The sequence below is a fragment of the Geodermatophilus sp. CPCC 205506 genome (assembly GCF_051383635.1).
In the GTDB taxonomy this organism is placed as follows: domain Bacteria; phylum Actinomycetota; class Actinomycetes; order Mycobacteriales; family Geodermatophilaceae; genus Geodermatophilus.
Map to the genome: position 1 here is coordinate 18186 of NZ_JALPKP010000004.1, position 22510 is coordinate 40695.

Annotated in this window: 25 protein-coding genes; 11 read left to right on the forward strand and 14 right to left on the reverse strand. The window is 75.2% G+C overall.

Annotated features, from left to right (window positions below):
* Nucleotides 1–218 precede the first annotated feature (218 nt).
* Complete coding sequence (locus tag MY520_RS03280) at nucleotides 219–464, reverse strand: glutaredoxin family protein (RefSeq protein WP_436690055.1); 246 nt, start codon at nucleotides 462–464, stop codon at nucleotides 219–221.
* Complete coding sequence (locus MY520_RS03285; RefSeq protein WP_436690057.1) at nucleotides 461–1999, reverse strand: class I adenylate-forming enzyme family protein; 1539 nt, start codon at nucleotides 1997–1999, stop codon at nucleotides 461–463. Before MY520_RS03285 ends, MY520_RS03280 begins: the two co-directional genes overlap by 4 nt.
* Nucleotides 2000–2189: 190 nt before the next feature.
* Between MY520_RS03285 and MY520_RS03290 the strand changes: the two genes are divergently transcribed.
* The 4 genes from MY520_RS03290 to MY520_RS03305 all read left to right on the forward strand — a co-directional run bounded on the left by MY520_RS03290 (nucleotide 2190) and on the right by MY520_RS03305 (nucleotide 6169).
* Nucleotides 2190–2828, forward strand: coding sequence for a sigma-70 family RNA polymerase sigma factor (locus MY520_RS03290; protein ID WP_436690059.1), 639 nt, complete (start codon nucleotides 2190–2192; stop codon nucleotides 2826–2828).
* 103 nt (nucleotides 2829–2931) lie between these two features.
* On the forward strand, nucleotides 2932–4062 hold the full coding sequence (locus MY520_RS03295; protein ID WP_436690061.1) for a DUF5667 domain-containing protein: 1131 nt from the start codon (nucleotides 2932–2934) through the stop codon (nucleotides 4060–4062).
* Between the two features lie 103 nt (nucleotides 4063–4165).
* Entirely contained in the window at nucleotides 4166–5080 is a 915-nt protein-coding gene (locus MY520_RS03300) for an HAD family hydrolase (RefSeq protein WP_436690063.1), read from the forward strand.
* Between the two features lie 132 nt (nucleotides 5081–5212).
* Complete coding sequence (locus tag MY520_RS03305; protein WP_436690065.1) at nucleotides 5213–6169, forward strand: DUF808 domain-containing protein; 957 nt, start codon at nucleotides 5213–5215, stop codon at nucleotides 6167–6169.
* Nucleotides 6170–6202: 33 nt separating this feature from the next.
* Here the strand turns inward: MY520_RS03305 and MY520_RS03310 are convergent, their stop codons facing one another.
* The 6 genes from MY520_RS03310 to MY520_RS03335 all read right to left on the reverse strand — a co-directional run bounded on the left by MY520_RS03310 (nucleotide 6203) and on the right by MY520_RS03335 (nucleotide 10716).
* Complete coding sequence (locus tag MY520_RS03310; protein WP_436690067.1) at nucleotides 6203–7111, reverse strand: lysophospholipid acyltransferase family protein; 909 nt, start codon at nucleotides 7109–7111, stop codon at nucleotides 6203–6205.
* Nucleotides 7104–8210: an NAD-dependent epimerase/dehydratase family protein gene (locus MY520_RS03315; RefSeq protein WP_436690069.1), complete on the reverse strand. Its 1107-nt coding sequence runs from the start codon at nucleotides 8208–8210 to the stop codon at nucleotides 7104–7106. Before MY520_RS03315 ends, MY520_RS03310 begins: the two co-directional genes overlap by 8 nt.
* 10 nt (nucleotides 8211–8220) lie before the next feature.
* Nucleotides 8221–8319, reverse strand: coding sequence for a 30S ribosomal protein bS22 (locus tag MY520_RS03320; RefSeq protein ID WP_012854759.1), 99 nt, complete (start codon nucleotides 8317–8319; stop codon nucleotides 8221–8223).
* Nucleotides 8320–8558: 239 nt separating this feature from the next.
* Complete coding sequence (locus MY520_RS03325) at nucleotides 8559–8906, reverse strand: helix-turn-helix domain-containing protein (protein ID WP_436690071.1); 348 nt, start codon at nucleotides 8904–8906, stop codon at nucleotides 8559–8561.
* A gap of 251 nt (nucleotides 8907–9157) precedes the next feature.
* Nucleotides 9158–9979: a pyrroline-5-carboxylate reductase gene (gene proC, locus MY520_RS03330; protein ID WP_436690073.1), complete on the reverse strand. Its 822-nt coding sequence runs from the start codon at nucleotides 9977–9979 to the stop codon at nucleotides 9158–9160.
* Nucleotides 9976–10716, reverse strand: a complete 741-nt coding sequence (locus tag MY520_RS03335) for a hypothetical protein (protein ID WP_436690075.1) — start codon at nucleotides 10714–10716, stop codon at nucleotides 9976–9978. The genes proC and MY520_RS03335 overlap by 4 nt, the downstream gene beginning before the upstream one ends.
* 60 nt (nucleotides 10717–10776) lie before the next feature.
* Between MY520_RS03335 and MY520_RS03340 the strand changes: the two genes are divergently transcribed.
* Nucleotides 10777–11355: a type 1 glutamine amidotransferase domain-containing protein gene (locus MY520_RS03340; protein ID WP_436690077.1), complete on the forward strand. Its 579-nt coding sequence runs from the start codon at nucleotides 10777–10779 to the stop codon at nucleotides 11353–11355.
* Between the two features lie 30 nt (nucleotides 11356–11385).
* Here MY520_RS03340 and MY520_RS03345 read toward each other — a convergent pair whose 3' ends face one another.
* Nucleotides 11386–12147, reverse strand: a complete 762-nt coding sequence (locus MY520_RS03345) for a hypothetical protein (protein WP_436690079.1) — start codon at nucleotides 12145–12147, stop codon at nucleotides 11386–11388.
* Nucleotides 12144–13091 carry a Ppx/GppA phosphatase family protein gene (locus tag MY520_RS03350; protein ID WP_436690081.1) on the reverse strand — a complete coding sequence of 316 codons (948 nt, stop codon included), beginning with the start codon at nucleotides 13089–13091 and terminating at the stop codon, nucleotides 12144–12146. The genes MY520_RS03345 and MY520_RS03350 overlap by 4 nt, the downstream gene beginning before the upstream one ends.
* 129 nt (nucleotides 13092–13220) lie before the next feature.
* Here MY520_RS03350 and MY520_RS03355 point away from each other — a divergent pair, with 129 nt between their 5' ends.
* The 3 genes from MY520_RS03355 to MY520_RS03365 are packed head-to-tail and all read left to right on the forward strand — an operon-like array spanning nucleotide 13221 to nucleotide 17142.
* Entirely contained in the window at nucleotides 13221–14054 is an 834-nt protein-coding gene (locus MY520_RS03355; protein ID WP_436690083.1) for a hypothetical protein, read from the forward strand.
* A 60-nt stretch (nucleotides 14055–14114) separates the two neighbouring features.
* Complete coding sequence (locus tag MY520_RS03360) at nucleotides 14115–16259, forward strand: bifunctional MFS transporter/dTMP kinase (protein ID WP_436690085.1); 2145 nt, start codon at nucleotides 14115–14117, stop codon at nucleotides 16257–16259.
* Nucleotides 16260–16263: 4 nt separating this feature from the next.
* Nucleotides 16264–17142, forward strand: coding sequence for a class I SAM-dependent methyltransferase (locus tag MY520_RS03365; protein ID WP_436690087.1), 879 nt, complete (start codon nucleotides 16264–16266; stop codon nucleotides 17140–17142).
* Nucleotides 17143–17220: 78 nt separating this feature from the next.
* Here the strand turns inward: MY520_RS03365 and MY520_RS03370 are convergent, their stop codons facing one another.
* Nucleotides 17221–18216, reverse strand: coding sequence for a helix-turn-helix domain-containing protein (locus MY520_RS03370; RefSeq protein WP_436690089.1), 996 nt, complete (start codon nucleotides 18214–18216; stop codon nucleotides 17221–17223).
* A gap of 81 nt (nucleotides 18217–18297) precedes the next feature.
* Here MY520_RS03370 and MY520_RS03375 point away from each other — a divergent pair, with 81 nt between their 5' ends.
* Complete coding sequence (locus MY520_RS03375; RefSeq protein WP_436690091.1) at nucleotides 18298–18507, forward strand: hypothetical protein; 210 nt, start codon at nucleotides 18298–18300, stop codon at nucleotides 18505–18507.
* A 43-nt stretch (nucleotides 18508–18550) separates the two neighbouring features.
* Complete coding sequence (locus tag MY520_RS03380) at nucleotides 18551–18760, forward strand: DUF3072 domain-containing protein (RefSeq protein WP_436690093.1); 210 nt, start codon at nucleotides 18551–18553, stop codon at nucleotides 18758–18760.
* 19 nt (nucleotides 18761–18779) lie between these two features.
* Here MY520_RS03380 and MY520_RS03385 read toward each other — a convergent pair whose 3' ends face one another.
* Entirely contained in the window at nucleotides 18780–19460 is a 681-nt protein-coding gene (locus MY520_RS03385; RefSeq protein WP_436690095.1) for a winged helix-turn-helix domain-containing protein, read from the reverse strand.
* The gene (locus tag MY520_RS03390) at nucleotides 19457–20794 is read right to left on the reverse strand and encodes a sensor histidine kinase (RefSeq protein WP_436690097.1); all 1338 of its coding nucleotides are present in this window, start codon (nucleotides 20792–20794) and stop codon (nucleotides 19457–19459) included. The genes MY520_RS03385 and MY520_RS03390 overlap by 4 nt, the downstream gene beginning before the upstream one ends.
* A 222-nt stretch (nucleotides 20795–21016) precedes the next feature.
* Between MY520_RS03390 and phoU the strand changes: the two genes are divergently transcribed.
* Entirely contained in the window at nucleotides 21017–21673 is a 657-nt protein-coding gene (gene phoU, locus MY520_RS03395; RefSeq protein WP_436690099.1) for a phosphate signaling complex protein PhoU, read from the forward strand.
* Between the two features lie 53 nt (nucleotides 21674–21726).
* On the opposite strand, the gene MY520_RS03400 is transcribed toward phoU, so the two are convergent.
* Nucleotides 21727–22479 (reverse strand): phosphoglyceromutase, encoded by a 753-nt coding sequence (locus MY520_RS03400; RefSeq protein ID WP_436690101.1) that lies wholly within the window; start codon nucleotides 22477–22479, stop codon nucleotides 21727–21729.
* Nucleotides 22480–22510: the final 31 nt, after the last annotated feature.

Genomic DNA, 22510 nt, shown 5'->3' on the forward strand with positions numbered 1-22510 from the left:
GGCGGGTGCCGGATGCGGTCGAACGACATCGGGGGCCCGGGCGGGAGACCGCCCGGCGACAGCCACGGTAACCGCTTGTGAACGCAGGAACAAAGTCGCTGGGAGGCTCGGAGGCCGCAACCCAGGACAGACGGCGCCAGCTGTGGTGAGGACCATAGCAAGGACCCCCGTGCCTCCCGCCACTCGCAGGCTCGCGGCGGGTCCCTGCACGGGGGCCGTCAGGGGAGGCTCAGGTCCCGGCGCAGCCGCGGCACGTCGACGGTGAAGTAGGAGTGCTCCCGGCCGTCGAGCAGCAGCACCGGCACCCGGTCGCCGTACTCGGCCTGGAGCTCCGGGTCGGCGTCGACGTCGACCGCGGTGACCGCCAGCCCCGCCTCGGCGGCGATCAGCTCCAGCGCCGCGGCCGCGTTCTCGCAGAGGTGGCACTCCCGGCGGGTCAGCAACTGCAGCCGCGCCTCGCTCACGAGACCTCCTCCACGTCGTCGTCCGGGCGGGTCAGGCCCAGCTCGCGCAGCCGGGCGCGGCTCACCTTGCCGGTCAGCGAGTGCGGCAACGCGGCCAGCACCTGCACTGACGTCGGCACCTTGTAGCGGGCCAGCGACGCCGCCGCGTGCTCGCGCAGCTCCGCCAGGCCCACCGTCCGCCCGGACCGGAGGGCGACCACCGCGCGGACCGCGGAGCCGGTGCGGGCGTCGGGCACGCCGATGACCGCGCTCTCGGCGACGGCGGGATGGGTGTCGAGCACCCGCTCCACCTCCGCCGGGTACACGTTGAACCCGCTGACGAGGATGAGGTCGCTGCGCCGGTCGACCAGGTGCAGGTCACCGTCCCGGTCGGCATAGGCGAGGTCCCCGGTGGCCAGCCAGCCCTCGGCGTCCGGGCCGCCCGCGCCGTCGGGCCAGTAGCCGGAGAACAGGTTGGGTCCGCGGACCCAGATCTCCCCCGGGCCGTCCTCGGCGAAGCGGACGGCGGTCGGTGCGTCGTCCTCGACCGGTTCGCGCTGGGCGGTGTCGCGCAGCTGGATCTCCACGCCGGGGATCGGCCCGCCGATGCAGGCCGGCTTGGCCCGCCCGGTGGCCAGGGTGCTGGCCACGACCGGGCAGGCCTCGGTGAGCCCGTAGCCCTCCCAGACGGTGACCGCGGCCCGGTCCCGCATCCCCCGCCAGACCTCGGCGGGCAGCGGGGCGGCGCCGGAGGAGGCCATCCGGACGGCGGCGAACGCGCGGCGCAGGCCGGCGTCCGAGCCCGCCGCGTCGGCGACGGCCAGCCACGCCTGGTACATCGGCGGCGCCCCGGGGACGGCGGTGACCTCCTCGCGCGCCATCAGCTCGAGCGTCCCGGCCGGGTCGAAGTGGTCGACGAGGACGGCGCAGGCGCCGGTGGCCGCGACCAGCCCGAAGCCGGCGTTGAGCCCGTAGACGTGGAACAGCGGGAGCGCGATGAGCACGCGGTCGCCGGGACGGACCGGCGGCGGGCTCATCGCCAGGCACTGCTCCTGGTTGGCCCGCAGCGCCGCGGCCGGGAGCATCGCGCCCCGCGGCCGGCCGGTGGTGCCGCTGGTGTAGGCCAGGAACGACAGGGCGGCTTCCCCCTCGGCGTCCGCCGGCGGTGCGGCGTCGTGCGCCGGCGGCCCGGTGCAGACCGGCACGCCGGCGACCGGCGCCCGGTCGCCCGCGACGAACAGCGCCGCGCCGCTGTCGGTGAGCACGTACTCCAGCTCGGGGTCGGTGTAGGCGGTGTTCACCGGGACGACGACCAGCCCCGCCCGCAGCGCGCCGAGCGCCGCCCGCAGCCAGTCGGCCCCGTTGGGCAGCTGGACGGCGACCCGCTGCCCCGGCGTCAGCCCGCGGGCCGCGTAGCCGGCCGCCGCGCGGTCGACCTGCGCATCGAGCTCGGCCCAGGTCAGCCGCGACCCTCCGTCGACCACGGCAGGAGCGCTGCCCCGGCTCCGCGCCGCCGCCCGCACCAGCGCGGAGAGGGACGTACCGGCCTCGGTCATGCACAGCTCCTCCGGTGGCGGGGTCATGGCCACCCGCGGGAAGGGCCACGACACGGTGGGTGACCACGTCGTGGACGGGCTGCCGCGATGTTGTCACCATGGGGGGGAGCCCCGCAGCACTGTGCGCCGCCCCGCGGGGGTGGTGCGAGCCGAGGCGGCCCGCGGGCCGAGGAGGAGGTCCGACGCCCGCATGCCACCGCCGCAGCCGGTCGACGGCGCCCTGACCGAGGCGGCCGCGCTCGACGAGGCGCGGCCGGCCGCGCTCGGCGCCCTCGCCGAGCCCGACGTCGACGTCTGGGAGCTGGTCCGCGCGGCGCAGGGCGGCGACGCCGAGGCCTTCGGCCGGCTCTACGACCGGTACGTGGACATGGTCTTCCGCTACCTGCTGCACCGGGTGGGGAACCGGACCGTGGCCGAGGACCTCACCAGCGAGACCTTCGTCCGGGCGCTGCGGCGGATCGACTCCCTCACCTACCAGGGCCGCGACGTCGGCGCCTGGCTGGTCACCATCGCCCGCAACCTCGTCCTCGACCACGTGAAGAGCAGCCGCTACCGGCTGGAGGTCACCACCGCGGACATGCGCGACGCCGACCGGGCCACCGAGGGCCCGGAGGACGCCGTGGTGCGGCAGCTGACCAACGAGCAGCTGCTCTCCTGCATCCGCCAGCTGGGCAGCGAGCAGCAGGAGTGCATCTCGCTGCGCTTCCTGCAGGGCCTGTCGGTGGCCGAGACCGCCGCGGTCATGGGCAAGAAGGACGGCGCGGTCAAGGCCCTCACCCACCGCGCGGTGCGCCGGCTGGCCGCGCTGCTGCCGGAGGGACTGCGATGAGCGGCACGCCGGCCCCCGTCACCGGCCCCCGCGCCGGCTCGTTGACCGCACGGGTGCGCCGCGCTGGACGACCCACCCCCATCCCACGGCTCGGAGGCACCCGGTGAGCGGTCCCGACGGCGCGGCGCCCGCGGGCGCCCGTCGCACCGCGCTGCGCGAGCGGGAGGACGGCGTCCTCGCCCGCCTGCAGGTGCTGGCCGCCGGGCTCGACGACGGGCCGGACCCGGCCTTCCGGGCGGGGACCCGCGACAGGCTGGTGGCGATGGCCGCGGTGCGCACGCCGGTCCCCGCACCGCGCTCGCGGCTGCGGCGGCTGCTGGCCGCGCGGGCCTCGGACCGGAGGACGCCGGCCTGGCGCGCCCGGCTGACCGCCGGCCTGGTCGGCGCCGCGCTCACGGTGACCGCCGCAGGCGGGGTGGTCGCGCTGGCCGGCGACGCCCGGCCCGGCGACGTCCTCTACGGCGTCAAGCGCGGCACCGAGCAGACCCGGCTGGCGCTGACCGGCAGCGACCGCGGCCTGACCCTGCTGCAGTTCGCCGCCACCCGGCTCGACGAGCTCGGCGCCCTGGCCGGAGCCGCCCCCGCCGACGTCGTCATCGGCGTGCTGGACACGATGGACGAGCAGACGACCCAGGGCGCCGCCCTGCTCGCGGCGCAGGCGGTGCGCGACGCGGACGCCGCCCCCGTCGACGAGCTGGCCGTCTGGACGGCGGAGCAGAGCGTCGGGCTGGTCGCGCTCCGGTCCGACGTCCCGGCCGGCGCGGGCGCCGCCGCGGAGGACTCGCTGACGCTGCTCGCCGACCTGGCCCGGCGTGCCGCGGGCCTGCGGAGCGCGCTGGCCTGCCCCACCGGCCCGGCGGTCGACGCGCCGGACGCCCTCGGCCCGGTTCCGGTGGCGTGCGCGGCGGAGGTCCCGGCGGCCGCTGCGCCGGAGGCGCCCGCACCGCCGACGGCCGACCCGGCGCCCGTGACCGGACCCGCCGCCGATGCGCCGGACCCGACGCCCGCGACGCCGCCGGGACCGCAACCGGCCGACGCCGGTGCGCCCTCCGGCGGGGTCGCGTCGTCGACGCCGCAGGCCCCGGCCCCGTCGCCGTCCCGGCCACTCCCCCTGCCGCCGGTCGGCGGCCCGCCGGCGGGTGGGCTCCCGACCGTCCCGGCGCCGTCCCGGCCGGCTCCGCCACCGCTGGTCGACACGCCACTGCCGGTCTGCATCCCGCTGCTGATCTGCTGAACCCGCGTCCTCGGCGCACGCCGGACGCCCACTAGGGTCGGATCGCGCCGCCCCGCCCCGCCTCGGCTGCCCCGGCGGCGCACGGAGACAGGGGGAGGTCGTGGTGTCGGGACTGCCCTTCCGCGGCCGCCGCGCACGGCGCCAGGCGGAGCTGCCGGACGAGGAGACCCGGGCGCACGTCGCCGGTGCCGCCTCCGCCGCCGCCGCCGAGGTCGAGCCCGCACCTGCCGTCGTCCCGGACCTGGCCGCGGCCGCGTTCTTCGACGTCGACAACACGATGATGATGGGCGCCTCGCTGTTCTGGTTCGCGCGCGGGCTGGCCGCCCGCAAGTACTTCCGCGCCCGCGACCTGGCGCTGTTCGTGTGGCAGCAGGCGAAGTTCCGCGTCGCCGGCAACGAGAGCGCCGACGACATGCACACCATCCGCGAGAACGCGCTGGCCTTCGTCGCCGGCCGGCCGGTCGTCGAGATCGTCGCGGTCAGCGAGGAGATCTACGACGAGCTGATGGCCGACCGGATCTGGGCCGGCACCCGCGTGCTCGCCCAGAAGCACCTCGACGCCGGGCAACGGGTGTGGCTGGTCACCGCGACCCCGGTGGAGCTGGCCCGGATCATCGCCCACCGCCTAGGCCTCACCGGCGCGCTGGGCACCGTCGCGGAGGTGGTCGACGGGCACTACACCGGCCGGCTGGTCGGCGAGCTCATGCACGGGGAGGCCAAGGCCGAGGCGGTGCGGGCCCTGGCCGAGCGCGAGGGCCTGGACCTCTCCCGGTGCACCGCCTACAGCGACAGCTCCAACGACCTGCCGATGCTCACCCTCGCCGGGACGGCGGTCGCGGTGAACCCGGACACGGAGCTGCGCGCGGTCGCCCGATCCCGGGGCTGGGAGGTCAAGGACTTCCGCACCGGTCGCAAGGCCGCGAGAATCGGCGTCCCCACCGTGGCGGCCGCCGCGCTCTCCGGCGGCCTGGTCGGCGGCGCGCTGGCCCTCCGTCGCCGCCAGCGCTGGCCCTTCTGAGTCGCCGCACCGACACGAGGCGTTCGACGGGCCCGACCGGGTACTCCCGCGGGGAGGCCGGGCGCCATCCGGCCGGACCGACCATCATCACGTGCACGGCACACGCGTGCGGACCGACCGGAAGGACCTGCCTTGGCTGGTGGACTCGTGGCCCTGTTCGACGACGTGGCGGTGCTGGCGCGTGCCGCCGCCGCCTCCGTCGACGACATCGGGGCCGCCGCTGGACGGGCCAGCGTGAAGGCTGCCGGTGTCGTCGTCGACGACACGGCGGTCACGCCGCAGTACGTGCACGGCCTGGCCGCGGAGCGCGAGCTGCCGATCATCCGGCGCATCGCCCTGGGGTCGCTGCGCAACAAGCTGCTCATCATCCTGCCCGCGGTGCTGCTGCTCAGTCAGTTCCTGCCGGTCCTCCTCACCCCGATCCTCATGGTCGGCGGCGCCTACCTGTGCTACGAGGGTGCGGAGAAGGTCTGGCACAAGCTCCGCGGCCACGACGACCCCCACGCCGCGGCCGAGAAGGCCCTCCCGGACGAGAAGACCATCATCTCCGGCGCCGTGCGCACCGACTTCATCCTGTCGGCCGAGATCATGGTCATCTCGCTCAACGAGGTGGTCGACCAGCCGTTCCTGTCGCGCACGGTGATCCTCGCGATCGTCGCGGTCGGCATCACCGTCCTGGTGTACGGCGTCGTCGGCGTCATCGTGAAGATGGACGACGTCGGACTGAGCCTGTCCCAGCGACCCGGGCAGCGGGTGGCGGCGCTGGGCCGCGGACTGGTCAAGGCGATGCCGCGGCTGCTCACCGCCCTCACCGTGGTCGGCACCGCGGCGATGCTGTGGGTCGGCGGCCACATCCTGCTGGTGGGCACCGACGAGCTGGGCTGGCACCTGCTCTACGAGACCGTGCACCACTGGGAGGAGGCGGCGCACGAGGCCACCGGTGCGTTCGGCGGGGTCGTGGGCTGGCTGGTCAACACGCTGGCCAGCGCGTTCCTCGGGCTCGTCGTCGGCGCCGTGGTGGTCGCCGTCATGAACCTCACGATCCACCGGCGCAAGGCCCACTCCCCGGGCGAGGCCGGGGCGCACTGAGCGGACCCCGTCCCCGGGACGGGGCCGGGGTCCTCAGCCGAAGACGGACTTGCGCTGGAGCAGCAGCTGGTAGAGCGACTGCTGGATGGTCTCCCGCACCTGGTCGGTCAGGTTGAACACCAGCATCGGGTCCTCGGCGGCGGCCGGACCGTAGGACGCCGTCTCGATCGGCTCACCGAACGCGATCAGCCACTTCGACGGCAGCGGCAGCAGCCCGAGCGGGCCGAGCGCCGGGAACGTCGGCGTGATCGGGAAGTACGGCAGCCCGAGCAGCCGGGCGATCGTCTTCGCGTTGCCGATCATCGGGTACGTCTCCTCGGCGCCGACGATGGCGCACGGGATGATCGGGGCCCCGGTGCGCAGCGCCGCCGTGACGAAACCTCCCCGGCCGAACCGCTGCAGCGTGTACCGCTCGCGGAACGGCTTGCCGATCCCCTTGAAGCCCTCGGGGAAGACGCCGACCAGCTCGCCGCCGGTGAGCAGGCGCTCGGCGTCCTCGTTGCAGGCCAGGGTGGTGCCCATCTTGCGGGAGACGGTGCCGACGAAGGGCAGCTCGAAGACCAGGTCGGCGCCGAGCAGCCGCAGCCGGCGCCGGGCCGGGTGGTCGTCGTGCAGCGCGACCGTCGTCATCAGCGCGTCGATCGGGACGGTGCCGGAGTGGTTGGCGACGACGAGCGCACCGCCGGTGTCGGGCACGTTCTCCGTGCCGTGCGTCTCCACCCGGAACCACCGCGAGAACAGCGGCCGCAGCATCGGCAGCAGCACGTGGTCGGTCAGGTCGGGGTCGAAGCCGAACTCGTCGGTCTCGTAGTCGCCGGTCAGCCGGCGCCGGAGGAACTCCAGCCCCCCGGCGACCTGCTCTTCCCAGCTGGCCGACGGCGGCGGCGGGACGTGCGCGTCCTCGTCGTCGGGCCGCAGCCGGATGACCCGTGCCTCAGGCATCGCGCACCGCCCGCAGTCCCGGCGCGGCGGGGGCCGGCCGCAGCCGCTCCCCCACCGAGCCCGCGGCCGCGCCGAGCCGGGCGACGAGCTCCTGCGCGCGGGTCGTCGCACCGCGGACGAGGTCCGGGGGAACCACCGGCGCGATGGTGGCCGCGTAGTCGGCCAGGGCCTCTGCCGTCGTGTGGCGCGGGGTGTAGCCGAACTCCTCGCGGAGCACGGTCGTGTCGACCACCCGGCCGAAGTTGAGGAAGCGCATCTGCTCCGGGGAGTAGTCGACGAAGCCGAACCGCCGGGTCAGCCGGCCGACCGAGCCGAGCGTCACCGACGGGAGGGGCACCTGCAGCCGGCCGAGCCGGCGGATCACCTGGGAGAGCAGCAGCGTGCCGTCCCCGCCCACGTTCACCGTGCCCTCGAACCCGCCGGTGGTCGCGCGGGTGAGCACGGAGAGCGCGTCGTCCTCGTGCAGCAGCTGCACGCGGGCGTCGTAGCCCAGGGCGGTGGGCACCAGCGGCATGCGCAGGAAGTGCGTGAGCAGCGAGTCGATCCGCGGGCCGATGAAGTTCGTGAACCGCAGCGACACCACCCCGACGTCGGGGCGGCGGCGGGCGAAGGACCGGACGTAGCCCTCGATGTCGAGGCTGTCCTTGGCGAACCCGCCGGAGGGCACCCGCCGGGCCTGCATGGCCTCGGTGAAGACGGCGGGGTCGCGGGAGGAGGCGCCGTAGACGGCACTGGTCGACTTCAGCACGAAGCGGCGGACCGAGGGCGCGCGCTGGCAGGCGGCGAGGAGCTGCATCGTCCCGATGACGTTGAGCTCCTTCATCGGTCCCCGCCCACCGGATCCGGCGGGCGTGGCGCTGATGTTCATGTGCACGACGGTGTCGACCGAGGCCGTCGTGATGACCTTGCCGATCAGCGGGCTGCGGATGTCGGCCCGCACGAACTCGGTGCGGCCGAGCCGGCGGAGGACCTCCGGGGACGGGGGGACGGTGTCCACCCCGATGACCCGCTCGATGGCGGGGTCGCGAGCGAGCTCGGCCGCCAGCGCTCCGCCCAGCCATCGGCTGACACCGGTGACCAGGACGACCGCAGGCGGCACGAGCGTCAGCTCACTTCTTGTTTCGACGCTGGACGCGCGTCTTCTTGAGCAGCTTGCGGTGCTTCTTCTTCGCCATCCGCTTGCGGCGCTTCTTGATGACCGAACCCATGGTCGTGCTCCCGACGTCGTCGCCGCGCGGCACTCGTCGGTGACCAGGGAGGTCACTCCGGGCGCCGCGCGAGGTGATCAGCTCGTGGGCGACACCCGGACCTGCCCGGCGTCGCTCGGCGACCGAGCGTACCCGGCGCCCCCGCGGCGACGCTGCCACGGGGAACCATCCGGCGCGATCTCCTCACCCGGAGGGGGAGGTGTGGTGCAGGCAGCCGCCTCGGAGGACGGCGGCCTCTTTCAGGCGATGTCGGTGTAGGCGTCGCGCAGGTAGTCCTGGACGGCGCGCTCCGGGACGCGGAACGAGCGGCCGACGCGGACGGCGGCGAGCTCGCCGGCGTGCACGAGGCGGTACACGGTCATCTTCGAGACCCGCATCATGCTGGCGACCTCGGCGACGGTCAGGAACGTGACGGCCGAGCGGGGCGCGGGCACGGTCGGGCGGCCGACGGGCATGGCGGCCGGGTGGGCCGGGGCGATCGGGCGGCCCATCGAGGCGGCCGAGATCGGCCGGGCGACCTGACGCGGGCCGGGGACGCCCGGACGGGCGTAGGCGGCGGCGTGGGCGGTGCGCTGGGGCATGGTCATGACTTCATCTCCGGACCTAGCACGCGTCGGGCGCCGGCTTCCCCACCGACTACGGGACACGCACGTGCTGATACAGAGAGTAGGGGGATGGGTGGGACAGAAGCGATGGAAGAAACGAACAGGCGGACCGGTCCGTCCTGGGCAGAACTACACCTATGTAGCTCTGTCGACATGTGTTCGGGCGCGTCGTCGACGACACGTTCCCATCTGCTCACGGATTGTCGACATGTTGTCCCCCGATGGGGGTAGCCTCATCGATCCCTCGCGTCCCGCCCGAGTTCGACGGAGCGGTCGTGTGCCGCCTCGATCGCGGCGATCAGCGCGGCGCGGACCCCGTGCCGCTCCAGCTCCCGGATGGCCGCGATCGTCGTCCCGCCGGGGCTGGTGACGGCCTCCCGCAGCTGGACGGGGTGCTCCCCCGAGTCGCGCAGCATCACCGCCGCACCGAGCGCGGTCTGCACGATGAGGTCGGCGGCCAGGGTGCGCGGCAGCCCCAGCAGGATGCCGGCGTCGATCATCGCCTCTACCAGGTAGAAGAAGTACGCCGGCCCGCTGCCCGACAGCGCCGTCACCGCGTCCTGCTGGGTCTCCGGCACCCGGCGCACCCGGCCCACCGCGGCCAGCAGCGCCTCCGCCTCGTCCAGGTGCGACTCGCCGGCGTGCGCGCCGGCCGACAGCACGCTCATGCCCTCGTCGACCAGCGCCGGCGTGTTCGGCATGACGCGGACCACGGGCACGCCCGCGGGCAGCGCCTCCTCGAGGGTGGACGTCGGGACGCCGGCGGCGACCGACACGACCAGGTGCCCGGGGTCGACGGCGGAGGCCAGCTGCCCCAGCAGCGCGCCGATGTCCTGCGGCTTGACCGCCAGCAGCAGCACCCGGGCCCGCGCGGCCGCCTCGACCAGGCCCAGTGCCGGGATACCGTACCGCGTGCTCAGCTCCGCGGCCCGCTCCGGGCTGCGCTCGCACACGACGATGCCGTCGGCGCCGCTGCGCCGGATCAGCCCGGAGAGCAGCGCCTCCCCGATCTTGCCGCCGCCGATGATCGCCAGCCCCTGCCTCGCCTCGCTCACGACCGGCCCGCCAGCCGCCGCAGGGCCGCTCCCGGGTGGCCGGCGCCCGAGGGCAGGGCCACCCGCACCTGGTACCCGCCGGCGGCCAGCCGGCGCTGCTGCTCGGTGTGGACTCTCCACGGCATGACGTACTCCCAGCTGTCGGGTGCTCGTTCGTTCCAGGCGGCGCGCTCGCCGGCGATGGCGACCAGCCGCGGGTCGGTGGTGCCGATCGCGGGCCGCCCGGCCCCGGCCATCAGCACGTTCAGGCAGCGCACGAAGGACAGGTCGGCGGCGGCGCCGCGCCCCTCGGTCAGCCGGACCCGGCCGGGGGCCAGCTCCCGGCACCGCTCCTCGGCGCCGGCGGTGCCCGCGCGGACGACGACGGCCGCGGACGGCACCCGGGCCGACACCCCGGCGACCACGCCCGGCGCACCGTCCAGCGCCACCCCCAGCCCGGCCTCCAGCGCGGCCCGCGCCACCGGCAGCGCCCCGAGGCCCACCCGGTCCACCGGCACGGTCAGCTCGCAGGAGGCGGCCAGCCCGGCCGCCGTCACGCCCGCGACGAGGTCGCGCAGCTCGGCGGCGGGGTCGGGGGCGTCCCCGGCGGGCCGGTGCTCGAGCGCGACCGGGTGGCCGGCGCCGACCACCTCGGCGGCGGCCCGGACGGCGTCCTCGACCCGCGGGCCGGCTCCGGCGAGGGTCAGGGGGCGCCGGCCCAGCAGGCGGCGCACCGGGGCGGGGGTCTGCGCGCGCACGAGCCGAACCGTAGTGCCGGACGCGTGTGTCACCCGCAGGGCCGGGGTAGCGGCGGCCGCATGGCTGGAGAACTGGACCGGATGAAGGTGGCGGTCCTCGCGACCGACGGCGTGGAGCAGATCGAGCTCGACCGGCCCTGGCAGGCGCTGGAGGAGGCCGGGGCCGAGCCCGAGCTGGTGTCGCTCGAGGCCGGCGAGATCACCGCCTACGACCACATCGACAAGGCCGACACCAAGCGGGTCGACGCCGTCGTGAGCTCCACCGACCCCGACGAGTACGCGGCCCTGGTGCTGCCCGGCGGCGTGATCAACGGCGACTTCATCCGCGCCGACGCCGACGCCGTGGCCTTCGTGAAGGCCTTCTTCGACGCGGGCAAGCCGGTGGCCGCGATCTGTCACGCGCCCTGGGTGCTGGCCGAGGCCGACGTCGTGCGGGGCCGGCGGATGACCTCGTGGCCGTCCCTGCAGACCGACCTGCGCAACGCGGGCGCCAAGTGGGTGGACGAGGAGGTCGTCGTCGACGGCAACCTGGTGACCAGCCGCCAGCCCGACGACCTCGACGCGTTCACGGCCGCGATGGTCGAGCAGTTCGCCGCCGGTCCGCAGGACTCGGACGACGACGAGGACGAGGAGGACTGACGGAGAGCACCCGCGGAGGAGCCGCCTTCCTCAGGTGCCCGAGAGCAGGCTCGCGGCCGGCGCGATGGTGAGCAGCGTGCCGGCGAAGACCAGGATGCCGACCAGCCGGACGCCGGCGGCCTCCTTGTCCTGCCGCTGCCGCCAGGCCGCCACCCCGGCGACCAGGCCGGCGACGGCCAGGGGGGCCAGGAGCACGGCCAGGTAGGGCAGCAGCTCCCACAGCACGGTGAACAGGAAGTAGATGCCGACGCCGGCAGCGAGGGCGACCACGAGCTCGCCGGCGAAGCGCAGCCAGGCCAGCGCCCCCTCCCGCCCGCCGACCGCCCCGTCGTCGAGCAGCGGCGCGTCGGCGTCGGCGCGGACGACGGGGATCGGCCCGGTCGAGGGCGCCTCGTCGGTCGCCTTCGCCCTGGCGGGGGTCCCGACCACACCTGTCGTGGCCGTCGTCGCGCTCGGCACGCCCGGCTTCCGGGAGGGGCGCAGGCCCGGGATCGCCGCGGTCGACGGATCGGCGGCGCGGGGACGGCGGCGTTCGGGGGTCGGCGGGGCCAGGTCGCCGGTGCGGTCGGTCGCCCGCCGGCCGAACGCGCCGCGCTCCGCCACCCGGCCGGTGTCGCTGCTGCGCTCCCCGCGCTCGGTGCGGTCCCCGCCGGCGCCACGCTGCCGGACGCCGGTGTCGTGGTCGTCGTCCCCCCGGCGCCTCCGCCCGCGCGGGGACTCGACCCCGGCCTCCCGCAGGATGTCGGCCAGCGGCCGGCCCCCGGTCTCCGGATCCCGCCGGGCCTCCGTCATCGCTCGTCCCCCAACGCGTCGAGTCGCCGCAGGATGACCCCCTCGCGCAGGGCCCACGGGCAGATCCGGACGGACGGTACGTCGAGGGCGCGCATCGCGGCCCGCGCCACGACGGCGCCGGCGGGGACCTGGTGGGCGCGGTCCGGGGAGACGCCCTGCAGCTCGGCCAGCGCCGAGGACTCGATGCGGGAGATGAACCCGGTCAGCTGCGCCAGGCCGTCCAGGGTGAGGTGGCGCGGCGCCCGGAGCCCCGCGGAGTAGGGCGCGGCGCCGGTCAGCCGGGCGAGGGTGCGGAAGGTCTTGCTGGTGGCGGCCACGAGGTCCGGGGGTCCCCCGCCCAGCAGCTTCTTCGCCGCGGGCGCGAGCAGGTCGGCGGCGTACTCGTCGAGCTCGCCGAGGGCGCGCAGGTCGGGACGGCCGCCCTCGAGCGCGTCGGGGAGGAAGCGGCGGGTCATGCGCCCGGCACCCAGCGGCAGCGACAGCGCGACGTCCGCGTCCTCGTCCATGCCGCTGGCCAGCTCCAGCGAGCCGCCGCCGATGTCGAGCACGAGCAGCCGGCCCGCGCTCCACCCGAACCACCGGCGGACGGCGAGGAAGGTCAGCCGGGCCTCCTCCTCGCCGCTGGTCACCTCCAGGTGGACGCCGGTCTTCTGGCGGACCCGCTCGAGCACCTCCAGGCCGTTGTCGGCCTCCCGGATCGCGGAGGTCACCAGCGCCAGCAGCTGCTCGCAGCCCTGCCGCTCGGCCATGTCGCAGGCCCTGCGCACCGCCTTGACCAGCGCCTTCTCGCCGTCCCGGGAGAGCAGGTCGTCGCGGCCGACGTGCTCGGCGAGCCGCAGCACCGCGCGGTCGTCGTGCATCGGGGTGGGATGAGCGCCGCGGTGGGCGTCCACCACGAGCAGGTGGACGGTGTTCGATCCGACGTCCAGCACCCCGAGCCGCATGCGGTCAGTCTGCCGGTCGGTTCCCGGAGGGGCTGAGCCGGTCAGCAGCCGGGGCCTGCGCCGCGCGCCGTCCTCCCCCGGACCGGGCGCGCCGGCTCGACGCCGCCGTCGGCCACCTACCCTGGGCCGGTGCACGACGTGCCGCCGGAGGTGCCGCCGGACTTCGCCCGCGAGTGGGTGGAGTTCCCCGACCCGGCCGACCCCGGGCACGTCGTCCGCGCCGACCTCACCTGGCTCTCCTCCGCCTGGACCTGCGTGTTCGGCCGCGGCTGCGCCGGGGTGGTCGAGGGCCGGCCGGACGACGGCTGCTGCAGCCACGGCGCCTTCTTCACCGACGAGGACGACCTGGCGCGGGTCACCGCCGCCGTCGCCGACCTCGCCGACGAGGACTGGCAGCTGGCCCCGGTCGGCCGCGGCGCCTGGACCGAGGAGGACGACGCCGACGAGGAGGGCGGCGTCCGCTCCCTGCGCACCCGGCTGGTCGACGGCGCCTGCGTGTTCCTCAACCGGCCCGGCTTCCCCGGCGGCACCGGCTGCGCGCTGCACCGCATGGCCGTGCGGGAGGACCTGCACCCGATGCTCACCAAGCCCGACGTCTGCTGGCAGCTGCCGGTGCGCCGGGAGCAGGAGGAGGTGCAGCGCCCCGACGGCACGACGGTGCTGGTGTCGAGCATCGGGGAGTTCGACCGGCGCGGCTGGGGCCCCGGGGGCGCGGATCTGCACTGGTGGTGCACCGGCTCCCCGGCGGCGCACGTCTCCCCCGAACCGCTGGTGGTCACCTACGCCGCGGAGCTGACCGCCCTGGTCGGCGGGCCGGCCTACGCGGAACTGCGCCGGCTCACCGAGGCCCGGCTCGACCTGGGCCTGATCGCCCCGCACCCGGCCAGCCCGGCGCCGGTGCCCGTCGTCCTGCACCGAAGGCGACCCGACGCGCACCACCCGTCCGGGGCGCAGGGGCTCTGAGTCGGGCGTTCCCGCCACTACCCTCGCCGGGGACGGCACCACGAGCGGACGGCGGGGACAGTGACCGAGCACCACGCGAGGTCCTCCAGGGCAGGAGGGCGGTCGCGGGCCCCCGGTGCCCGGCCGGACAACGCCTTCCTCGCGCTGGTCCGCATCCCGGTCTTCCGCCGGCTGTGGGCCACGATCACCGTCTCCAGCCTCGGCGACTGGCTGGGCCTGCTGGCCACCACGGCGATGGCGCAGCAGCTGACCCGCGACGAGTCGCTCGCCGTCCAGGGCGCTGCGATCTCCGGCGTCATCCTCACCCGCCTGCTGCCCGACCTCGTGCTCGGCCCGGTGGCCGGCGCGCTCGCCGACCGGCTCGACCGGCGGACGACGGTGATCGTGGGCGAGTTCCTCGCCTTCGCGCTGTACCTGTCGATCGCCGCCACCTACGAGCTGACCTGGCTGTACATCGCCCAGTTCCTCGTCGAGGCGGTGGGGCTGTTCACCAACCCCGCCAAGCAGGCGATGTGGGTGGCGATCGTGCCGCGCGAGCGGCTGGCGGTGGCCAACCAGGTCTCGCTGTTCAGCGTCTACGGCGCCGTCCCGGTGGCCTCGCTGGTGTTCGCGCTGCTGTCGACGGCGACCCGGGTCTTCGAGGGCGGCGAGGGCGACGAGGCGCGCACGGCGATCGTCGTCGCGCTGGTCTTCAACGCCGTCACCTTCCTCGTCAGCGCCTGCACCGTGCTGTTCTCCCGCCGGCTCATCCCCGGCACGCCACCGGACCGGGACGGCGGGCAGCGCAACGTCTTCTCCCTCGTCGTGGAGGGCGTGTCCTTCCTGCGCGGCCAGCCGCTCATGCGCGCCCTCTACGTGGGGGTGATCGGCGCGTTCGGGGCCGGTGGGCTGACCATCGGCGTCGCCCAGCTCTACGTGGCCACGCTCCAGGCCGGCACCGCGGGCTACGGCGTGGTCTTCGGCGTGGTCTTCACCGGCCTGGCGATCGGCATGCTGGTCGGCCCACGGATCCTGCCGACCGTCCCCCGCCGCAGCGTCTTCTCGCACGCCATCGGGCTGGCCGGGCTGGCGCTGCTGGCGATGTCGGTGCTGCGCGACTTCGTGCTGGCCACCGGGGCCGCCTTCCTCGTCGGCCTGTTCGCCGGGGTGTGCTGGATCATCGGCTACACGCTGATCGGCTTCGAGGTGGAGGACCGGCTGCGCGGCCGGGTCTTCGCCTTCGTCATCTCCTCGGTGCGCATCGTGCTGCTGCTCGCCGTGGCCATCGGCCCCGGCCTGGCCGGCCTGCTGGGCACCCACGACATCCGGCTCGGCGACCTCGTGCTCACCGTCACCGGACCGGGTCTCACGCTGCTCATCGGCGGGCTGCTGGCGCTCGTGGTCAGCGCTTACGCCACCCGCCAGGTCGTGCCCGGCCGCTCGCGCACCCGCTTCCGCGACGTGCTGCGCCTGCTGTGGGGCCGGTCGGACCTGCTGTCGGCCTCGGCCAGCGGGGTGGGGCTGTTCATCGTCGTCGAGGGCGCCGACCGCGAGCTGACCCGCCGGTACACCGCCGACCTCGCGCAGGTGCTGATCGACTGCGGGTGCCCGGTCGAGGTCACCTCCGAGCCGAGCGACACCCCCCTCGGCCGGCAGGTGCGCGGCGTGCTGTTCCCGCCCGGCCCCGGCTCCGCGGAGGCCGACGACGAGGGCCGCAAGGTCGGGGCGCACACGGCCGCGCTGCTGGCCGCCGCCGACCGCGCGCAGCACGTGGCGACCGTCATCCGCCCGGCGCTGGAGCGCAACCAGGTCGTGGTGAACACCCACTACGTGGACACCTCGATCGCCTTCCACGGCGCCGGCCAGGGCCTGGACGCCGACCGCATCTTCCGGACGTCGCTGTGGGCCACCCACGGGCTGCTGCCCGACCTCACCGTGGTGGTCGACTCGCCGGTCACCGCGGCGCCGGCCGGCGCCGACCCGCTGGCGGTGCGCCGCGCCTTCCTCGCCCAGGCCGAGGCCGCGCCCAACCGCTACGTCGTCGTCCCCGGGGAACTGCTGGACCCCCACGACGAGCACGGTCTCGTCTCGCCGGTGGTGCGCCGCCGGATCAGCACGCTGCTGGCGCTGCGCCACGCCAGCACGGGTGACAGCCCGCCCGCCGCCCCGCCGGTCGGCGCGGCGTCCACCGGTGCACGGGATCGGGCCGGCGGCTCCGTAGGCTGACCGGGTGGACGAGCGGGCGCGGTGGACGAGCGAGGACACCGAGGACGTCGCCTGCTGCCTGTGCGGCATCCCCGGCACGCTCGTGCACGACGTCGCCCCGTTCGGCGTGGTGCGCTGCCCGCAGTGCCGGCTGGTCTTCATCAGCCCCCGCCTGCGCCCGGAGGCGCTGCAGCGGCTCTACGACGACGTCACCTACTTCGAGGGCGGGGTCTACGGCAGCGGCGTCTCCGGCGCCGCTGGGGCCGCCGGCGCCTCCGGGTCCGACGACGGCGCCCCTGGCACCGGGGGCCGGTTCTCCCCCGCGATGCTGCTGCAGCGCACCTGGACCGCCGGCCGGCTGCGGCTGATCGACCGGGTCAGGGGCAGCGCGCCGGTCGGCGGGCGGCTGCTCGAGGTCGGCGCCGGCTACGGCCTCTTCCTCGCCGCGGCCCGCGCGGCCGGCTGGACGACGTCCGGCGTCGAGCTCTCCCGCACCGGCGCGAAGCACGCACAGTCGGCCCTCGGCCTCGACGTCTTCTGCGGGCAACTCGAGGACGCGCCGCTGACCCCCGGCTTCGACGTCGTCTGCGCCTGGGACACCGTCGAGCACGTGCCCGACCCGCTGTCCTTCTGGCGCTCGGTGCGCTCGCTGGTGGCCGACGACGGCGTCGTCGTGTTCTCGACGCCCTACTACTCCTCGCTGCCTGCCCGGCTGCTCGGCACCCGCTGGTGGACCCTCAAGCCCACCGAGCACATCTGGCACTTCACGCCGCGCACGCACGCGCTGCTGCTGGCGCGGGCCGGGCTCGCCCTGACCGACGTGGTGCGCAGCCCTCTGGCGCCGGCCAACGCCACCCGGCTGGACTCGCTGGTCGGCATCGCCCGCCCGATCCCCGGCGCCTGAGCCCGGCCCTCCCGAGGCATAGGAAGCTCTTCCCACGTCCTGCGGCTCCCGACGCGGGTATGGCTTCCTTTTCCGCGTTCAGGCGGCGCGGTCGTCGTCCCCCACGAGGGCGGCGCGGAACGTCTGGCGGTAGGCGCGCGGGGAGACACCGCGGCGCCGGGTGAACTGCTCGCGCAGGCCCGCGGCGGTGCCGAAGCCGACCAGGCGGGCGATCTCCTCGACCGGTGCGTCGCTGTTCTCCAGCAGCTCTTCCGCGGCGGCCAGCCGCTGGCCGAGCAGCCAGGCGTGCGGCGTCGTCCCCGTGGTCGCCTTGAACCGGCGGGCGAAGCTGCGCGGGCTCATCAGCGCCCGGCGGGCGAGGGTGTCGACGCTGATCTCGTCGGCCAGGTGCGCCGAGGCCCACTCCAGGACGGCGCCGAGCAGGTCGTCCTCGCAGGCCGGCACGGGCGCGTCGATGAACTGGGCCTGCCCGCCGTCGCGGTGCGGCGCCACGACCATCTCGCGGGCCAGCGCGTTGGCCGCGGCCGCGCCCCACTCCCGGCGGACGACGTGCAGCAGCGTGTCCACGCCCGCCGCGGTGCCGGCGCCGGTGATGATCTGCCCGTTGTCGACGTAGAGGACCATCGGGTCGACGTGCACCGCCGGGTACCGGGCGGCCAGCTCCCCGGCGTACTTCCAGTGGGTCGTGGCCCGCTGGCCGTCGAGCAGCCCGGCGGCGGCGAGCACGAACGCCCCGGTGCACTGGCTGACGATCAGCGCCCCGTTGGCGTGCGCGGTGCGGAACGCGTCGAGCAGCTGCGGCGTCGGCACGCGGCTGAACAGCTCCCAGGCGGTGATGGTCACGATGTCCGAGGCGGCCAGCCGGTCGAGGCCGTGCTCCACCGTCAGGGGGATGCCGGTGTCGGTGCGGACGACGCCGGGCTGCTCGGTGACCAGGCCGAAGTCGAAGCGGGGCAGACCCATCTCCCGGCGGTCGTAGCCGAAGACCTCGGCGGCCACCCCGAGCCCGAAACTACCCACCAGGCCGTCGGCGACGACGGTGCTGACCACGAGCGGACGGTGCGCGAGCGCCATGCCGACAGTATGGCAGAAATGACGCGATCCGCGTCACTCCTGCCACTCGTCGGGTGGCTCCGTCGGGAGCACGCTCATCCCATGTTGCTGATCACCTGCCCCGTGACCCGGACCGACGAGCTCGTCGCCGAGCGGCGCATCCGCTCGGTGACCAACCACCCGACCCACATCGCGATGCACGTCGAGTGCCCGGCCTGCGGCCAGGTGCACGTCTACCGCACCGGCCGTCGCTGGGACGCCGTCCGCGCCCAGCGGCCCAACGGCGCCGAGCGCGAGCTGGTCGGGGCCTGACGTCGACCTGCGGGACGCCGTCAGCGCCCCTACGATCGAACACATGAGCGAATCGAACGAGCACACCGAGCGCACCACGGAGAAGGACCCGTCGGACTGGGTGACCGGGGACGAGCCGGCCACCGGCGCGCAGCGGAGCTACCTCGGCACGCTGGCCCGCGAGGCCGGCGAGGAGGTCCCCGAGGACCTCACCAAGGCCGACGCCTCGCGCAAGATCGACGAGCTGCAGGAGGAGACCGGCCGGGGAGCGTGACCCCGGGCCGGTCGGTCCCTCATGCCTCGAGCTTGTAGCCCAGGCCCCGGACCGTGACCAGGTACTTCGGGTTGGCCGGGTCGGGCTCGATCTTGGCCCGCAGCCGCTTCACGTGGACGTCGAGGGTCTTGGTGTCGCCCACGTAGTCCGAGCCCCAGACCCGGTCGATCAGCTGGCCGCGGGTGAGCACCCGGCCGGCGTTGCGGAGCAGCAGCTCGAGGAGGTCGAACTCCTTGAGCGGCAGCGACACCGGCTCGCCGTCCACCGCGACGACGTGCCGCTCGACGTCCATCCGGACCGGGCCGGCCTCCAGCGCCGACTCGGCGGGCACGTCCGCCTCGCCGCGACGGCGGAGGACCGCCCGGATCCGGGCGACGAGCTCCCGCGCGGAGTACGGCTTGGTGACGTAGTCGTCGGCGCCGAGCTCCAGACCGACGACCTTGTCGACCTCGGAGTCCTTGGCGGTCAGCATGATGATCGGCACGCCGCTGCGGGCCCGCAGCGACCGGCACACCTCGGTGCCGGGCAGGCCGGGGAGCATCAGGTCGAGCAGCACGATGTCGGCGCCGCCGCGGTCGAACTCGGCCAGCGCCTCCGGCCCGCTGGCCGCGACGACGGCCTCGTACCCCTCCTTCCGCAGCATGTAGGACAGCGCGTCGGAGAAGGACTCCTCGTCCTCCACCACGAGCACTCGCGTCATGACCGTCCCTTCGGGGCGTCGCCGGCGGCCCTGCCGCCGGCCATGTCGTGTCCGGCGGTCCTGCCGCCGGCCATGTCGTGTCCGGCGGTCCCGCCGCCGGCCGGATCTGCTCCGGTCCCTCCGGCGCCGGAGGGCCGGACGACGGTGTCGCCGGCGGGTTCGAGGCCGGCGACGTCGTCGCCGGGGGTGCGCGGCCCCGCGCGGTGGACGGCGAGCGGGATGCGCAGGGTGAACGTGGAGCCGAGGCCCTCCTCGCTCCACACGCTCACCGAGCCGCCGTGGTTGCTCGCCACGTGCTTCACGATCGCCAGCCCGAGGCCGGTGCCGCCGGTGCTCGTGGCCCGCGACTGGTCGACCCGGTAGAAGCGCTCGAAGACCCGCGAGCGGTCCTCCTTCGGGATGCCGATGCCGCTGTCGGTCACGGTGATCTCGGCGAACCCGGACCGGGCACGGGCGCCGACCGCGATGCGGGTGCCCTCGGGGCTGTAGGCGACGGCGTTGGCCAGCAGGTTGGTCACCGCGGTGGCCAGCTGCGACTCCACCCCGCGCACGACCAGGCCGAGCTGCCCGCCGGCGGCGATGGTGATCTGCTTGGCCGACGCGGCCAGGCCGGTGCGGTCCACCGCCTCGGCGACGACGCGGTCCACCTCGACCGGCGTGAGCTCGGGCAGCGGCTCGCCGCCCTGCAGCCGGGACAGGTCGATGAGCTCGCGGACCAGCCGGCCGAGCCGGTCGGCCTCGTGGTTCATCCGGGCGGCGAACCGGCGCACCGTGTCCGGGTCGTCGGCGGCGTCCTCCACCGCCTCGGCCAGCAGGCTGAGGGCGCCGACGGGGGTCTTCAGCTCGTGGCCGACGTTGGCGACGAAGTCGCGCCGGACCGCCTCCACGCGCCGTGCCTCGGTGACGTCCATCAGCACGAGGGCGACCGGGCCCGGCAGCTCGCCGGGCTGCAGCCGGATGCCGTGCACCCCGACCCGCCGCGGCCCCCCGCCGACCAGCGCGCCGGGCAGCTCCACCTCCGCCCGGCGCCGGCTGCCGTCCCGGACGGCGCGCGCCTGCTCGAGCAGCTCGGGCACCAGCAGCCGGGTGTCGCGGACGATGCCCAGCCCCCGCGCCGGCGGGTTGGCGAGCACCACCACGTCGTCGGCGTCGAGGACCACGACCGCCGGGTCCATCAGGTCGACGAGCCGGCGGGCCAGGACGGCCTCGGACAGCGGCGGCGCCGGCGGCGGGGTCGTGCGGTCCAGGTCCGGGCGGTTGTAGCGCAGCAGGACGGTGGCGACCAGGGCGCCACCGACGACCAGGCCGACCACGAGGGCGACCGTGGGGCTCACGATCATGACTGTAGGCGCGCGCAGCAGCCCGTCGTCCCCCGTCGGGGTGGTGCCACACGCCCGTACCGGCACTGTTCACGTTCCCGTGCCCACTCGTTCACCCGGCGGGCCGGATGCGGAACCGTAGCGGACCTACCCTCGACACCGAGAGCGCCGGGCCGTCGGGTCAGGGGGACCGGGCGCAGGTGAACACGGCCAGGACGGCCGGCGAGGAGGACGACGGTGCGCGACAACTTCCGCGAGGAGCTCGACGACATCCGGGACTGCCTGGTGGAGATGGCGAACTCGGTGGGCTCGCAGCTGAGCAAGGCGACCACCGCCCTGCTCGACGCCGACGTCACGCTGGCCGACCTGGTCATCGCCTCCGACGACGCCCTCGACGCGACCCGCGAGAGCATCGACCAGCGCTGCTTCACCCTGCTGGCCCGCCAGGCGCCGGTGGCCACCGAGCTGCGCACGGTCATCACCGCCATGCGGATCGCCAGCGACTTCGAACGGATGGGCGACCTGGCCGAGCACATCGCCAAGGTCGCGCGCATGCGGTTCCCGGAGTCGGCGGTGCCCCAGGAGGTGCGGCCGGTGTTCCTCGAGGCCGGGCACGTCGCCGAGGGGCTGGTGACCAAGGCCGGCACGGTGATCGCCAAGCGCGACGTCGAGGCTGCGCTCGAGCTCGAGGACGACGACGACGCGATGGACCAGCTGCACCGGCAGCTGTTCCGCGAGGTGCTCTCCGCCGACTGGCCGCACGGCGTGGAGACCGCCATCGACATCACCCTGCTGGGCCGCTACTACGAGCGGTTCGCCGACCACGCGGTGAACGTCGCCCGGCGGGTGGTCTACCTGGTCACCGGCGAGCGCCGGGTCAGCGCCGCGGGCTGATCCGGCGACGACGACCGGGGCCCCTCCCGCGCGGGAGGGGCCCCGGTCGTCGTTCAGCGCTTGCCCTGGTTCTTGACCGCCTCGATCGCCGCGGCCGCGGCCTCGGGGTCGAGGTACTCCCCGCCCGGCTTCACCGGGCGCAGGTCGTCGTCCAGGTCGTAGCGCAGCGGCACCCCGGTGGGGATGTTGAGCCCGACGACCTCGTCCTCACCCATCCCGTCGAGGTGCTTGACCAGCGCCCGCAGGCTGTTGCCGTGCGCGGCGACGAGCACGGTGAGGCCGGCGCGCAGGTCGGGCACGATCGCGTCGTACCAGTAGGGCAGCATCCGGACGACGACGTCGGCCAGGCACTCGGTCCCCGGCCGCACCTCCGGCGGCAGCATCGCGTAGCGCGGGTCGTCGTCCTGGGCGTACTCGCTGCCGGGCTCGATCGGCGGCGGCGGCGTGCTGTAGGAGCGGCGCCAGATCGTGAACTGCTCCTCGCCGTACTCGGCGAGCGTCTGCGCCTTGTCCTTGCCCTGCAGCGCGCCGTAGTGCCGCTCGTTGAGCCGCCAGGAGCGCTTGACCGGGATCCACTGCCGGTCGGCGGACGCCAGCGCCAGCTCGGCGGTGGAGATGGCCCGCTTGAGCACGGAGGTGTGGCAGACCTCGGGCAGCAGCCCGTGCTCGGCGAGCAGCTCACCGCCGCGGGCGGCCTCGGCGCGGCCCTTCTCCGACAGCGGCACGTCCACCCAGCCGGTGAACAGGTTGGCCTTGTTCCACTCGCTCTCGCCGTGGCGGAGCAGCACCAGCGTCCCGGTCGTCACGCGGCCATCCTGCCCGACGCGGCCCGCCGGG

Excerpts from the sequence above, each read along its gene's own strand:
- MY520_RS03290 (WP_436690059.1), top strand. The coding sequence starts at position 2,190 with ATGCCACCGCCGCAGCCGGTCGACGGCGCCCTGACCGAGGCGGCCGCG.
- MY520_RS03310 (WP_436690067.1), bottom strand. The coding sequence starts at position 7,111 with ATGCCTGAGGCACGGGTCATCCGGCTGCGGCCCGACGACGAGGACGCG.
- MY520_RS03340 (WP_436690077.1), top strand. The coding sequence starts at position 10,777 with ATGGCTGGAGAACTGGACCGGATGAAGGTGGCGGTCCTCGCGACCGAC.
- MY520_RS03285 (WP_436690057.1), bottom strand. The coding sequence starts at position 1,999 with ATGACCGAGGCCGGTACGTCCCTCTCCGCGCTGGTGCGGGCGGCGGCG.
- MY520_RS03345 (WP_436690079.1), bottom strand. The coding sequence starts at position 12,147 with ATGACGGAGGCCCGGCGGGATCCGGAGACCGGGGGCCGGCCGCTGGCC.
- MY520_RS03350 (WP_436690081.1), bottom strand. The coding sequence starts at position 13,091 with ATGCGGCTCGGGGTGCTGGACGTCGGATCGAACACCGTCCACCTGCTC.
- MY520_RS03375 (WP_436690091.1), top strand. The coding sequence starts at position 18,298 with ATGTTGCTGATCACCTGCCCCGTGACCCGGACCGACGAGCTCGTCGCC.
- MY520_RS03320 (WP_012854759.1), bottom strand. The coding sequence starts at position 8,319 with ATGGGTTCGGTCATCAAGAAGCGCCGCAAGCGGATGGCGAAGAAGAAG.
- MY520_RS03385 (WP_436690095.1), bottom strand. The coding sequence starts at position 19,460 with ATGACGCGAGTGCTCGTGGTGGAGGACGAGGAGTCCTTCTCCGACGCG.
- MY520_RS03370 (WP_436690089.1), bottom strand. The coding sequence starts at position 18,216 with ATGGCGCTCGCGCACCGTCCGCTCGTGGTCAGCACCGTCGTCGCCGAC.
- MY520_RS03380 (WP_436690093.1), top strand. The coding sequence starts at position 18,551 with ATGAGCGAATCGAACGAGCACACCGAGCGCACCACGGAGAAGGACCCG.
- MY520_RS03325 (WP_436690071.1), bottom strand. The coding sequence starts at position 8,906 with ATGACCATGCCCCAGCGCACCGCCCACGCCGCCGCCTACGCCCGTCCG.